Here is a 12,149-nt window from a genome sequence, read left to right as displayed (position 1 = left end):
GTCACCCCAGCATTCCCTGGATGTCCCGCAGCGCGCCCACGGAGGCTTCCTCGACCGACTCGTAGTTGTCGGCCATCTTGGTCAGGTCGCTACCGGCCGAGCCGATCTCCTCGGCGGCGACGCCGATGCAGTCCAGGACCCAGGTGGACGCCTCCGTGTACGCGATGCCGATGAGCGAGCCGATGTCGTCGGCGCCCCACGGCTCGCCGTACCCCTGCATCTGCGCCTCGAAGCTCTCCAGCTGGCCGATGAAGCGTTCGGCGGCGCCGATGACCTCGTCGCCGCCGGACCGCAGCAGCGCCGGATCGACCTCGAAGCCGTTCACCGGGTGCCTCCTCGGGCCATCCGCTCCTGCGCGTCGGTGAGCGCCTGGAGGAACGCACCGAGCCGCGGCACGGCAGTGTCACGAACCTGTTCCAGCTGCTCGGTGAGCTGCGACAGGTCGCCGGAGGCCACGGCTGGGCCGCCGCGCATCGAGTCGATTGCCGCGTTCACGGCCTCGATCACGTGGTCGCAGACCTCGGCCGAGCCGAGCCGCATCATCCGTGGGTCCAGCGTCAGCGACTCCAACCGGCCATCAGCGCCGAACTCGGCGCGGACCTGCCCCTCGGCGGACTCACCGACCCGACGCAGGCGCGCGGCCTCCTCGTCCTCCGGCGCAGTGCCGGCGGCGCGCAACGCGCCGACCGTCGCGTCCAGCATGCGAGCGAACTCCCCGCTCGCCGGCTCATTCACCGACATGCGCCCTCCATCGATCGCCTCCAAGACAGTGGAAAGCGTAGTCAGATCCGGCAAATCGTGTAGTCCCGCGAGGCGGTGCCGCCCGACGTGCTCGTGCTGACCGAGACCGCGCTGGCGGCGGTGGGCCACCGGAGAGCGAAACGTTGTCTCAGGCGGTCGCCAGGCGGACCATGAACTGGCAGCCGTCCGGGGTGTTGCGCACCTCGACCCGACCGCCGTGCGCCTCCACCAGGCCATGGACGATGGCCAGGCCGAGCCCTCCGGACGCCCCACCGTCGCCGGGGCCGGGCGTACGGGCCGGTTCACCACGGAACGCGATGTCGAACAGGCGGGGAAGGTCGGCCGGGGGGATGCCGCCACAGGTGTCGGCGACCGACAGCCAGGCGTGGTCGTCCTCCCGGCCGGCTTCGATGCGTACGGTGCCGTCCTCCGGGGTGTAGCGGACCGCGTTGAGCAGCAGGTTGGCCACGACCCGGGCCAACTCCGGTTCGCTCGCGGCAACCGTGGGCCACCCCGACTCGCTGGCGATCAGCTTGATCCGGCGAGCGTCGGCCAACGGGGTGGTGCTGGCCAGCGCGTCCGAGACCACCTCTCCGAGCGGCACCGCCGTCAACGACAACCGCAACGCTCCCGCGTTGATCCGGGACAGCTCGAACAGGTCGTCGACGAGTCGCGTCATCCGGTCGGTCTCCAGTCGGATGCGTCGGTGGTACTCGTCGACAGTGTCCGGATCACGAACCACCCGGTCCTCCAGCGCCTCCGCCATGGCCCTCAGCCCGGCGAGCGGGGTCCGCAGGTCGTGGGAGACCCAGGCGACCAGGTCGCGCCGGCCCTTCTCCAGTTGCCGTTCCCGCTCCCGGGCCTGGTCGCGCCAGACCGCGGCGCGGGCCAGTCGCCGGCCGAAGTGCCCGCCGACGGCGAGGCTGACCACCGCTGCCGCCGCGACGGTGATCAGGACCACCTCAAGGTCGTGCGCGGAGAGGAACATCGCTTCCGCGACCGCCATCACCCCGACGGCGACGGCGACCACAGTGGTGGTGAGCAGCACGTTGAGGTGCACGGTGATCGAGCGGCGTCGCAGGGCGCGGAGCAGAACCGCCCCCGCGAGCCCGATGCCGAGTGCCGCGCCGAGGGCGATCGCGAAGATCAGGACGATGTCACGCACTGGCTGGCTCGTACCGGTAGCCGACGCCCCAGACGGTCACGATCCGCTGCGGATCGGCGGGGTTGGCCTCGATCTTCTCCCGCAGCCGGCGTACGTGCACTGTCACTGTGGAGTGGTCCCCGAAGTTCCAGCCCCAGACCTGCTCAAGGAGTTCGGCCCGGCTGAAGACCCGGGAGGGATGCCGCATGAGGTGGACGAGCAGGTCGAATTCGCGCAACGTCAGGGCCAGATCCGCACCGGCGAGGCCTGCGGTTCGGGAGGCCGTGTGCACCACCAGGTTGCCGTCGGTGAGCGCCTCCGGCCGCTCTGGTGGAATCCCACCGCCGGCGCGACGAAGCACCGAACGGACCCGCAGCACCAGTTCCCGGGGTGAGAAGGGCTTGGTCAGGTAGTCGTCCGCGCCGAGTTGCAGACCGAGGATCCGGTCGGCTTCGTCGCCGCGCGCGGTGAGCATGACGATCGGTACGCCGTCCGGCCGTACCCGCAGCGCCCGACACACCTCCAGGCCACTGATCAACGGCAGCATCAGGTCGAGCACGACCAGGTCTGGCGCCTGCCGCTCCACGGCCGCCAGTGCCGCCGCACCGTCCGCCGCGAGGCTCACCTGGAAGCCGTCGTTCTCAAGGTAACGACGGATGACGTCGCTCACGGTCTGATCGTCGTCGACCACCAGCACGCGCTGCGTCACGAGCCTTCCCCGTTCCGCCCCGTCAACGTCTCCCCCGGATGTCCATCGGCCCAGCCTAGCCACGCGGCAGACTATGCCCGGACCAGCAAACCTTGCGAGGTTCTTACGGCTGGACGCGGAAACCCGCCCGGGCGTACGTGGGGTCATACGGTGACCGGAATGCGGATCCTTGTCACCGGTGCGGCCGGGTTCATCGGCTCACACATCGCCGACCTGCTCAGCGACGACGGGCACGAGGTGGTGGCCGTTGACGCGCTCCTGCCCGAGGCGCACGCTGCGACGGCGCCGCCCTGGACCGAGCGGCACGACCTGGTGGTCGGCGACGTCCGCGACAACGAACTGCTGACCCGGCTCCTGACCGGGGTCGACGCGGTCTGCCATCAGGCAGCCATGGTCGGCCATGGCCTCGACCCCGCCGACGCCCCCCGGTACGCCGCGCACAACGACCTCGGCACGGCCACAGTCCTCGCGGCGATGCACACCGCCGGGGTGCGCCGACTGGTGCTGGCCAGCTCGATGGTGGTCTACGGCGAGGGCCGCTACCACTGCCCCACCCACGGCATCGTCCGGCCTGCCGACCGCCGGGTGGTCGACCTGGCCGAGGGCCGGTACGAGCCGACCTGCCCTCGGTGCGATCAAGCGCTCTCCCCCGGTCTCGTGCCCGAGGACGCGCCGCTGGAGCCGCACAGCACGTACGCCGCCACCAAGCTGGCCCAGGAACACCTCGCCAATGCCTGGGCCCGGCAGACCGGCGGATCGGTCTGGGCCCTGCGCTATCACAACGTCTACGGTCCGCGAATGCCCCGCGACACCCCGTATTCGGGGGTCGCGTCGATCTTCCGCTCGGCCCTGGCCGCCGGACGACCGCCCCGGGTGCTGGAGGACGGCCGGCAACGGCGCGACTTCGTGCACGTGACCGACGTGGCCGCGGCCAATCTGCTGGCCCTCACGACACCGGCACCGGATCCCCTGACCCCGATCAACGTCTGCTCGGGCGAACCGCACACCGTCGGCGAATTGGCCCACGAGCTGGCGTCGGCGATGGGCGGGCCAGCGCCGGTCACGGTCGGGGGCGGACGGGCGGCTGACGTACGGCACGTCGTGGCCGATCCGGCACGCGCCGTCCGGGTGCTTGGCTTCACCGCCCGGGTCGGCTTCGCCGCTGGCGTCGCCGACTTCACCAACGCGGTGATGCGGGATCCGGCATCGGTCACGACACGGTCCACAGCAGGTGGTTGACGGCGAGAGCCGTGGCGGCCTGGGCGGCCAACCACCACCGTCGGTGACCGTGGGGCAGGTGCGCGGTGGCGACCAGCATCCAGACGGCGAACGGTAGCCAGATCCGTTCGACCTCGGCCTTGCTGAGCCCGGACAGGTCCGCCGCGAGCACCGCCGCCGTCGCCGCGACGGGCAACCACACGGTGGGTCCGGCGCTGACGATCCGCTGCCGGAGTGTCGTGGCGAGCGGTGGATGCGGTGCGTGGATCGACACGGCGGCCACCGCCCGGCGCAGCGCCGGCCCGACCACCGGGCCGGCCGAGAGCAGCAGGGCCGCGAGATTCGCCCAGACCCAGTAACCGTACGGACGCTCCGCCGCCCAACCCTGGTAGTAGCGACGCGCCACCAGGTGGTAGCCGTCCAGCCACCAGAAGCCGGCCAGGGTGAACACTGCGACGACGCCCGCGACCGCCGTCGCCGCGACCAGGAGCACTCCGAGTCGGTCCCGCGCCCGGAGCAGCACCACCGTCAACGCGAGCAGCCCGACCAGGACGAACCCGTACGACAGGTAGAGCGCGAAGCCGAGGAGCAACCCGCCCAGTGCGGCACCTGGTCGACCACCCACCGCCAGCAGCGCCAACCCGGCCGCGACCACCGCGGCGAAGATCCCGTCCGCGGACGCGCCCACCCAGACCGCCCCCGGCAGGAGCACCAGGAACGGCCACACCGCCCGCGCCGCGTCCTCGACGCCGAGTGCCCGCAGCGTCACCGGAACCGACACCGACACCGTGGCACCGAGCAGCACGCAGGCGAGCCCGGCGGCGGTCCCGCCGCCCAGGCCGATCCGCTCCAGCCAGACGAAGAACAGCAACGCCCCCGGTGGATGAGCGGCAGCGTGGGTGGACCACGAATCGGGCTGGAAGTCGAGAATGCGGTCGGCGAAGCCGGACAGCATGATGCCGACGTCCGTCACCCGGGGCACCTCGTGCAGGTACTCGGCCTGCACGGTGAGCCGCTCGGTCAACCCCGCGGACCAGCCGTCCACCAGGGCCAGCGACAGCGTCCAGAGCAGCGAGGCGAGATAGCCGACCGCCAGCAGCCGCGACCACGACGTGTCGGTCGCCCAGCGCACGCCCCGCCAGACGAACAGCGCCGCGACGAGCAACGCGGCGGGGGTACCGGGGCCCAGATGGGGCTGCCAACTCGCGTAGAGCGGTGCCGCGTCGGCGTGCAGCCGTACGCCCTGATGGTTGAGAAGGGCGCCGACGGCGACAGCGACGGCGAGCACTGCCACCTCGACGCCGAGGACGATCAGGTCGGCGGACCGGGTTCGTCCCGGGCGGGTCATCATGGTCATGGTGACGGCCGACCTTACGGCCTCCCACCAGGCATTCGACTGCCCGAAGGCGATACGTCAGCGAGTCGTAAGATCCGTTGCCGTGTAAGCGATTCGTAAGGACGAACCACGGTCCCGACGACCGGTGGCGGGCCTAGCGTCGCCGGTATGCACACAACGATCGACGTGGTGCTGCCGTGTCTGGACGAGGCGGCCGCACTGCCTGCCGTACTGGGCGGGCTACCGCCCGGCTACCACGCCATCGTGGTCGACAACGGCTCCACCGACGGTTCACCGGTCGTCGCGGCCGAGCATGGGGCCCGGGTCGTCCACGAGCCGCGGCGGGGGTACGGAGCGGCAGTGCACGCCGGCCTGCTGGCCGCGGAGGCGGATCTGGTCTGCGTGCTCGACGCGGACGGCTCGTTCGACCCGGCCGAGTTGCCCAGGCTCGTCTCGGCGGTGCACGACGGACGGGCCGATCTCGCCGTCGGGCGGCGTCGGCCGGTCTCGGCGGATGCCTGGCCATGGCATGCCCGAGCCGGGAACGCTGTGGTTGCCGCCCTGCTGCGGCGTCGCGGCGTGCCGGTGCACGACATCAGCCCGATCCGGGTGGCCCGCCGGGCGGCGCTGCTGGGCCTCGGTGTCGACGACCGCGCGTTCGGCTACCCCCTGGAGTTGCTGCTGCGCGCGGCCGGAGCGGGCTGGCGGATCCTCGAACTGGACGTCGCGTACGCGCCCCGCGCCGCCGGCACCAGTTCGAAGGTCTCCGGGTCGGTCCGGGGCACGCTGCGGGCGACCCGGGACTTCACCGGAGTGCTGCGCGCCGGTGGTGGCCGGTGAACGTCCTGCTCCTGGTCGCGAAGGCACCGGTCCCCGGGCAGGCCAAGACGCGCCTCTGCCCGCCCGCCGATCCCACCCAGGCGGCCCGGATCGCTGCGGCGTCGTTGTTGGACACCCTCGCGGCGGTGCGCGCCACCGCCTCGACCATTCCCGTGTTGGCACACACCGGTCGGTTCGCCGATGCCGAGTACAGCGCGGAGCTGACCGCCGCGTTGGCGGGTTGGCACCTGCTTCCGCAACGCGGCGACACGTTCGCCGACCGCCTCGCGAACGCCCACGCCGACACCGCTGCGGCGTTTCCCGGCCGACCGGTGCTGCAGATCGGCATGGACACCCCGCAGATCGGGCCGGCCCTGCTCAGCGCCGCGCTGGACCTGCTCTCGGAACACGAGGCGGTGTTCGGGCCGGCGCTGGACGGCGGCTGGTGGGCGCTCGGGTTACGCGATTCGAGGTACGCGAGCGCGTTACGCGAGGTACCCATGTCGACCGACGACACCGGGCGCCGCACCCTCGCCGCGCTGCGCGGGCACGGCGTACGACCGGCGATCCTGCCCGTGCAGCGGGATGTCGACGACTGGTCGACGGCGTTGGCAGTCGCGGCCGACCTACCCGGCACCCGGTTCGCGGATGCCGTCGCGTCGGTGGGCGACCATCTGCTGAGCGGACACCCCCGGTGAGTTCGACTGTCAGTCTCGACGGTTTCGCCGTGGTGCTGGGCAGACTCGGCGGGTGGTCCGCCGATCATGACGCCCACGGCACGCCGGTCGACCCGAGGCCTGCTACCCAACCCGACCACTGGCTGGTGCACACCGACGGGCGACGTGACCTGTTGCCGGTACGGCGATGGCACGGGCCGCCCGAGCCGGCCATCGAGTCCGTCGCCGCACGCTGCACCGGGCCCACGATCGATCTCGGCTGCGGCCCCGGGCGGGTGACGATGGCGCTCGCTCGCCGCGGCCTCGTCGCACTGGGGGTGGACATCTCCGCCGAGGCGGTACGTCTGACCCAGGACCGAGGGGTGGTCGCCCTGCGACGCGACGTCTTCGAACCCCTTCCCGGGGAGGGGAGGTGGGCGCACGCCCTGCTCATCGACGGCAACATCGGCATCGGTGGCGACCCGGTCCGCTTGCTGCGCCGGTGCGGCACCCTGATCGCGGCCGACGGAACGCTGGTGGTCGAGGTGGAACCCCCGGGGGCCGGGCTGTGGCAGGGGAAGGCGTACGTCGTGTCCGGGTCGTCCGGCGATCGGGAGCCGCGCGGACCGGTGTTCCGCTGGGCGCGGGTCGGGTCGGAGGCGGTGGCCCGGTCCGCCGCCGCTGCCGGCCTGCGGGTCGTCGACCGTTTCCGGTTCGGTCCACGCTGGTTCGCCGAGTTGGCGCGCTCATGATCCGCCGGCCCCGCGTGCCCGTACCCGAGGACTTCACAGCGCCCTCGCACTCACCGCTGGTCGCCGCGCGGCTCGGTCTCTGGCTCGGGATGGCGTTCGGGCTGTGTTTCGGCACCGGGCTGCTGAGTCACTACATCCAGCACCCGCCAGGCTGGTTCACCTGGCCGACCCGGCCGGTCAACCTGTACCGGGTCACCCAGGGCGTGCACGTGCTCTCCGGTGTCGCCGCGATCCCGTTGCTGCTGGCCAAGCTGTGGAGCGTCTACCCCCGGCTGTTCGTCCGCCCGCCCCTACGTCAGCCGATCCGGTTGACCGCCCACACCCTCGAACGGATCTCCGTCCTGGTGCTGGTCTGCGCCGCGTTCTTCGAACTGGTCACGGGCCTGTTCAACGTCGCCCAGTCGTACCCGTGGGGATTCTTCTTCCCGACGGCGCACTACGCGGTCGCCTGGCTGGTGGCGGGCGCGATGCTGCTGCACGTCGCGGTGAAGCTCCCGATCGCACGCGCGGCGCTGCGCACACCACTGCGGCGCAGCAGAGCGGTGCGGGCTGCGACACCGGAGGCTGACGACCGGGACTCGTCCGAGCGACGGGCGTTCCTGCGTACCTCGGCGGGCGTCGCCGGCATCGCCGTGCTGGCCACCGCCGGGGTCACCGTGCCGTGGCTACGTCGGGTGTCGCCGCTGGCCTGGCGTTCCGCGTCCGGGCCGCAGGGCGTACCGATCAACCGTACGGCGGCTGCCGCGCACATCGCCGTTCCCCCGGACTGGCGACTGGAGGTCGTCTGGCCGGGCGGGCGGGGCAGCCTGTCCCTGGCCGACCTGGCGGCCCTGCCGCAACTGACGGCGGAACTGCCGATCGCCTGTGTCGAGGGCTGGAGCGCGTCGGCCCACTGGACCGGCGTGCCCGTCGTCGAGTTGCTGCGCTGGGCCGGCGCACCGACCGGCCGACCGGTTCGGGTCAGCTCACTGGAAACCGACGGTCTGTACGCGGCCAGCACACTCCCTGCGGCCCATGCCCGCGACCCGCTGACCCTGCTCGCTCTGCGGATCAACGGCGAGCAACTGTCTCCCGACCACGGCTACCCCTGCCGACTCATCGCGCCGAGCCGGCCGGGCGTCCTGCAGACCAAGTGGGTGGCAAAGCTGGAGGTGTTGCGGTGAGAACCGTCCGGCTGCTCCTTTTCGTGGTCGGTGCCGCGGCCACCGCGTACGGCGGTTGGTTGCTCCTCCCCCAGCTCGGCAGCGCCCTGCCGTGGCTGATCGGCGGCCCGGTGCTGCACGACGTCCTGGTGGCGCCGCTGGTCGGGCTGGTCGGACTGGCGCTGGGCCGACTGGTGAGGAACCGGTTGCGCCTGGCCTGGATCGCCGCGGGTCTGCTGGCCAGCGCCACGTTGCTGCTGATCGCTGTGCCCCTGCTGTGGCGGCCACCCTCGGCGCCGCCGAACCCGGGCCTACCGGACCGCGACTACCCGCTGGGGCTCGCTGTCGGGCTGGCTGTGCTCTGGGCCGCGATCGTGGTCGTCCTGGTCGTCGCCACCACTGTCGACAGACGTGTCGCGGGCCGACGAGCCGAGCGTCGCTGAGTCGGCCCCAGCCGTTCTTCACTGTTCGTCCAGGAGGGGTACACATGTCAGCAGGAGACCTCAGCACGACCGGTCGCCCGCCGATCGGCGTGATCGGCGGATCCGGGTTCTACGAGTTCCTCGACGACGTCGCCGAGGTCACCGTCGACACACCGTACGGGCCGCCGAGCGACACGCTGTCCGTCGGGAGTGTCGCCGAGCGGCCGGTGGTGTTCCTGCCACGCCACGGACGCCGGCACACCCTCCCCCCACACCGCATCAACTACCGGGCCAACCTGTGGGCGCTGCGCGCACTCGGCGTCCGCCAGGTGCTCGCACCGGGCGCCGTGGGCGGCCTGCGACCGGATCTGGGCCCGGGGACCCTCGTCGTACCGGACCAACTGGTCGACCGGACCAGCGGCCGGGAGCAGACCTACTACGACGGACAGCCGCGCGCGGACGGGAAGCCCTCCCCGGTCGTTCACGTTCCCTTCGCCGACCCCTACTGCCCGGTCGGACGAGCCACCGTCCTCGACGCCGCCCGAACCGCTGGTTGGCAGCCGGTCGACGGTGGAACGATGGTCGTCATCGAGGGGCCCCGGTTCTCCACCCGCGCCGAATCGCTGTGGTACGGCCGGCAGGGCTGGTCGGTCGTCGGCATGACCGGTCACCCGGAAGCGGTGTTGGCCCGCGAACTGGCACTGTGTTACACCGCGCTGTCCCTGGTGACCGACCTCGACTCGGGCGTGGAGGTCGGTCAGGGCGTGACTCAGCAGGAGGTGTTCACGGTCTTCGCCCGGAACATCGAGCGCCTGCGCCTCCTGCTCGGCGACGCGGTGCAGACGTTGCCGGAGGACCAGGGCGCCTGCCGGTGCGGACAGGCGCTGGCAGATACGCAGAAGTGACCGTCGTAAGAGTTCCGAAATGGTTCGCGAACAGTTCGACGGCGGCTGCGGCCGTACGCTGCGGTGATGGGAGAACGGATGTTCCGGTCGCCGGTGGTCCGAGCCGGTCTCGCCTGCGCTGTCGTCGTGTCGATGCTGGCCCTGTACTGGTTCCAGCCGTGGAAGCTCTTCACCGACACCTACGTCGACGAGGCCGTTCCCCGCGTCGCGACGACATCTGTCACCCCGACCCCGGTGTCCGCGAGCCCGGCCCCGGCGGCGTCGGCAGCCACCCCAACCCCTGCGGCGTCGGCAGCCAGGCCGGCGGCGAACGAGATCCTGACCGCCGGCGAGTTCGTCACCCATGAGCACCGGACGACCGGCAGTGCCGAGATCCACCGGCTCGCCGACGGGCGCCACCAGCTGGTCATCCGCAATTTGGACACGTCGAACGGCCCGGACCTGCGGGTGTGGCTGACCGACCAACCGGTCATCCGGGGCACGGCCGGCTGGCGGGTGTTCGACGACGGCGAATGGGTCGAGCTGGCCAAGCTCAAGGGAAACAAGGGCAACCAGGTGTACGAGCTACCGGCGTCGGTGGATCCAGGTGACTTCCGGAGCGTCTCCATCTGGTGCAAGCGGTTCGCGGTCTCCTTCGGCGCGGCCGATCTCACGAGCGCCTGACCGACAGGGCCGGCCCGCAACCTGCCGGACACGGCATTGACATCTTTCACTGCGCGATCTAGCGTCGGAACGAATCGATTCGACGCCGAGCCAGGTGCTACGGCACCGTCGGTCGAACGGTCTCGTGATGTTTGGGCGCACGAGGTGACCACTGTCGAACCGATTGCCGACTGGTCCCGCGCGGGCGGCGAGACCAGCGGCAGACACCTGCGTCGATGAGCCGGTCGGCCGTGGACCCCTTTCAACCAGTTCGTGCCGAATGGCGGGAGCCCCTTCATGACAAGACGTAGACCCATCCTTGGATTGCTCGCGACGGCGGCGGCCGTCGTCGTGACCGTGAGCGCAGGGGCACTGGCCGGTGGTCTGAGCACCACCGCGTCGGCCGCGGACATCGGAGCGGCCGCAGCGACCGCCGGGTGCGGCAAGGCGCCCGCGTTGACCAGCGGCCAGCGGTCCATTCAGAGCAACGGCCAGAACCGCAGCTTCATCCTGAGGATCCCCGACAACTACGACAGGAACCACCCCTACCGGTTGATCTTCGGGTTCCACTGGAACGGCGGCACCGCGAACGACGTCGACGGCGGCGGGTCCGACGGGGCGGCCTGGTCCTACTACGGGCTGCGGCAGCAGGCGAACAACAGCACGATCTTCGTCGCACCCCAGGGCAACGGGAACGGCTGGGCCAACCCCGGCGGCCAGGACGTCACCTTCGTCGACAACATGATCAGCCTGATCGAGGCCGATCTGTGTGTCGAGACCACCCAGCGCTTCGCGCTCGGTTTCAGCTACGGCGGGGGCATGAGCTACTCGCTGGCCTGTTCCCGGCCGGGTGTCTTCCGCGCTGTCGCGGTCTACTCCGGTGGGCAGCTCAGCGGGTGCAGCGGCGGCACCCAGCCGGTCGCGTACATGGGAATCCACGGCATCGGGGACTCGGTGCTCAACATCTCCGCCGGACGGTCCCTGCGTGACACGTTCGTCAGGAACAACGGGTGCACCGCCCAGAGCCCACCCGAACCGAGGGCGGGCAGTCTGACCCACATCACCACCACCTACTCCGGCTGCCGGTCCGGCTATCCGGTGGTCTGGGCAGCCTTCGACGGCGGGCACACCCCCGGCCCGGTGGACGGCGGCGGAGACAGCGGCGCCAGGACCTGGACCAAGGGCGAGGTGTGGAGGTTCTTCACCCAGTTCGGTGGCACCGATCCCACGTCGCCGCCGACCACCCCGCCGCCGACCACCCCGCCGCCGAGCGACACGTCGGCCCTGCGCAGCACGTCCTCCGGACGGTGCCTCGACGTCAACGGCGCCTCGCAAACCAATGGCGCGGCGGCGATCATCTGGGACTGCCACGGTCAGAGCAACCAGAGCTGGACCTCGACAGCCGCCCAGGAGCTGCGCGTCTTTGGCGGCAAGTGCCTCGACGTCAACGGCGCCAGCACCGCGAACGGCAGCTCGGTGATCATTTGGGACTGCAACGGCCAGTCCAACCAGAAGTGGCGGTTCAACGCCGACGGCTCGATCACCGGAGTTGGTTCGGGTCGCTGCCTGAACCTGGTCGGCAACGGCACGGCCAACGGCACGCGCGTGCAGATCTCCGACTGCACCGGCGCGGCCAACCAACGCTGGAGCCGGAGTTGAGCCC

The 12,149-nt window shown here is 71.2% G+C and carries 14 protein-coding genes; 9 read left to right on the top strand and 5 right to left on the bottom strand.

Annotated elements, in window-relative coordinates; genetic code table 11:
* Position 1: 1 nt before the first annotated feature.
* The 4 genes from AB0B68_RS26915 to AB0B68_RS26900 form a co-directional block, all read right to left on the bottom strand.
* On the bottom strand, positions 2-325 hold the full coding sequence (locus AB0B68_RS26915; RefSeq protein WP_357197324.1) for a hypothetical protein: 324 nt from the start codon (positions 323-325) through the stop codon (positions 2-4).
* Positions 322-741, bottom strand: a complete 420-nt coding sequence (locus tag AB0B68_RS26910; RefSeq protein WP_357197320.1) for a YbaB/EbfC family nucleoid-associated protein — start codon at positions 739-741, stop codon at positions 322-324. The genes AB0B68_RS26915 and AB0B68_RS26910 overlap by 4 nt, the downstream gene beginning before the upstream one ends.
* A gap of 148 nt (positions 742-889) precedes the next feature.
* On the bottom strand, positions 890-1,906 hold the full coding sequence (locus tag AB0B68_RS26905) for an ATP-binding protein (RefSeq protein WP_357197317.1): 1,017 nt from the start codon (positions 1,904-1,906) through the stop codon (positions 890-892).
* Positions 1,899-2,594, bottom strand: coding sequence for a response regulator transcription factor (locus AB0B68_RS26900; RefSeq protein ID WP_357197314.1), 696 nt, complete (start codon positions 2,592-2,594; stop codon positions 1,899-1,901). Before AB0B68_RS26900 ends, AB0B68_RS26905 begins: the two co-directional genes overlap by 8 nt.
* Positions 2,595-2,753: 159 nt before the next feature.
* On the opposite strand from AB0B68_RS26900, the gene AB0B68_RS26895 reads away from it, so the two are divergent.
* Complete coding sequence (locus tag AB0B68_RS26895) at positions 2,754-3,833, top strand: NAD-dependent epimerase/dehydratase family protein (protein WP_357263570.1); 1,080 nt, start codon at positions 2,754-2,756, stop codon at positions 3,831-3,833.
* Here the strand turns inward: AB0B68_RS26895 and AB0B68_RS26890 are convergent.
* Positions 3,805-5,169: a hypothetical protein gene (locus AB0B68_RS26890; RefSeq protein ID WP_357263567.1), complete on the bottom strand. Its 1,365-nt coding sequence runs from the start codon at positions 5,167-5,169 to the stop codon at positions 3,805-3,807. The two genes, AB0B68_RS26895 and AB0B68_RS26890, sit on opposite strands and share 29 nt — an antisense overlap.
* 147 nt (positions 5,170-5,316) lie before the next feature.
* On the opposite strand from AB0B68_RS26890, the gene AB0B68_RS26885 reads away from it, so the two are divergent.
* From AB0B68_RS26885 to AB0B68_RS26850, 8 genes are all read left to right on the top strand, one after another.
* Positions 5,317-5,988: a glycosyltransferase family 2 protein gene (locus AB0B68_RS26885; RefSeq protein WP_357197305.1), complete on the top strand. Its 672-nt coding sequence runs from the start codon at positions 5,317-5,319 to the stop codon at positions 5,986-5,988.
* Positions 5,985-6,665 carry a DUF2064 domain-containing protein gene (locus tag AB0B68_RS26880; protein ID WP_357263564.1) on the top strand — a complete coding sequence of 227 codons (681 nt, stop codon included), beginning with the start codon at positions 5,985-5,987 and terminating at the stop codon, positions 6,663-6,665. The genes AB0B68_RS26885 and AB0B68_RS26880 overlap by 4 nt, the downstream gene beginning before the upstream one ends.
* Before the next feature lie 122 nt (positions 6,666-6,787).
* Positions 6,788-7,375 (top strand): class I SAM-dependent methyltransferase, encoded by a 588-nt coding sequence (locus AB0B68_RS26875; RefSeq protein ID WP_357263582.1) that lies wholly within the window; start codon positions 6,788-6,790, stop codon positions 7,373-7,375.
* Between the two features lie 14 nt (positions 7,376-7,389).
* The gene (locus tag AB0B68_RS26870; protein WP_357197299.1) at positions 7,390-8,538 is read left to right on the top strand and encodes a molybdopterin-dependent oxidoreductase; all 1,149 of its coding nucleotides are present in this window, start codon (positions 7,390-7,392) and stop codon (positions 8,536-8,538) included.
* Positions 8,535-8,960 (top strand): hypothetical protein, encoded by a 426-nt coding sequence (locus tag AB0B68_RS26865; protein WP_357197296.1) that lies wholly within the window; start codon positions 8,535-8,537, stop codon positions 8,958-8,960. The genes AB0B68_RS26870 and AB0B68_RS26865 overlap by 4 nt, the downstream gene beginning before the upstream one ends.
* Positions 8,961-9,004: 44 nt before the next feature.
* Positions 9,005-9,844 (top strand): S-methyl-5'-thioadenosine phosphorylase, encoded by an 840-nt coding sequence (locus AB0B68_RS26860; RefSeq protein ID WP_357197293.1) that lies wholly within the window; start codon positions 9,005-9,007, stop codon positions 9,842-9,844.
* Positions 9,845-9,976: 132 nt separating this feature from the next.
* Complete coding sequence (locus tag AB0B68_RS26855) at positions 9,977-10,507, top strand: DM13 domain-containing protein (RefSeq protein ID WP_357197357.1); 531 nt, start codon at positions 9,977-9,979, stop codon at positions 10,505-10,507.
* Positions 10,508-10,783: 276 nt separating this feature from the next.
* Positions 10,784-12,145 (top strand): ricin-type beta-trefoil lectin domain protein, encoded by a 1,362-nt coding sequence (locus AB0B68_RS26850; RefSeq protein WP_357197290.1) that lies wholly within the window; start codon positions 10,784-10,786, stop codon positions 12,143-12,145.
* Positions 12,146-12,149: the final 4 nt, after the last annotated feature.

Source organism: Micromonospora sp. NPDC049049 (assembly GCF_040649115.1).
GTDB lineage: Bacteria > Actinomycetota > Actinomycetes > Mycobacteriales > Micromonosporaceae > Micromonospora.
This window is presented reverse-complemented; position numbering and strand designations above follow the sequence as displayed.

Coding starts and splice junctions, on each gene's coding strand:
- AB0B68_RS26910 (WP_357197320.1), bottom strand. CDS start 741: ATGTCGGTGAATGAGCCGGCGAGCGGGGAGTTCGCTCGCATGCTGGAC.
- AB0B68_RS26895 (WP_357263570.1), top strand. CDS start 2,754: ATGCGGATCCTTGTCACCGGTGCGGCCGGGTTCATCGGCTCACACATC.
- AB0B68_RS26890 (WP_357263567.1), bottom strand. CDS start 5,169: ATGACCATGATGACCCGCCCGGGACGAACCCGGTCCGCCGACCTGATC.
- AB0B68_RS26885 (WP_357197305.1), top strand. CDS start 5,317: ATGCACACAACGATCGACGTGGTGCTGCCGTGTCTGGACGAGGCGGCC.
- AB0B68_RS26860 (WP_357197293.1), top strand. CDS start 9,005: ATGTCAGCAGGAGACCTCAGCACGACCGGTCGCCCGCCGATCGGCGTG.
- AB0B68_RS26855 (WP_357197357.1), top strand. CDS start 9,977: ATGCTGGCCCTGTACTGGTTCCAGCCGTGGAAGCTCTTCACCGACACC.
- AB0B68_RS26850 (WP_357197290.1), top strand. CDS start 10,784: ATGACAAGACGTAGACCCATCCTTGGATTGCTCGCGACGGCGGCGGCC.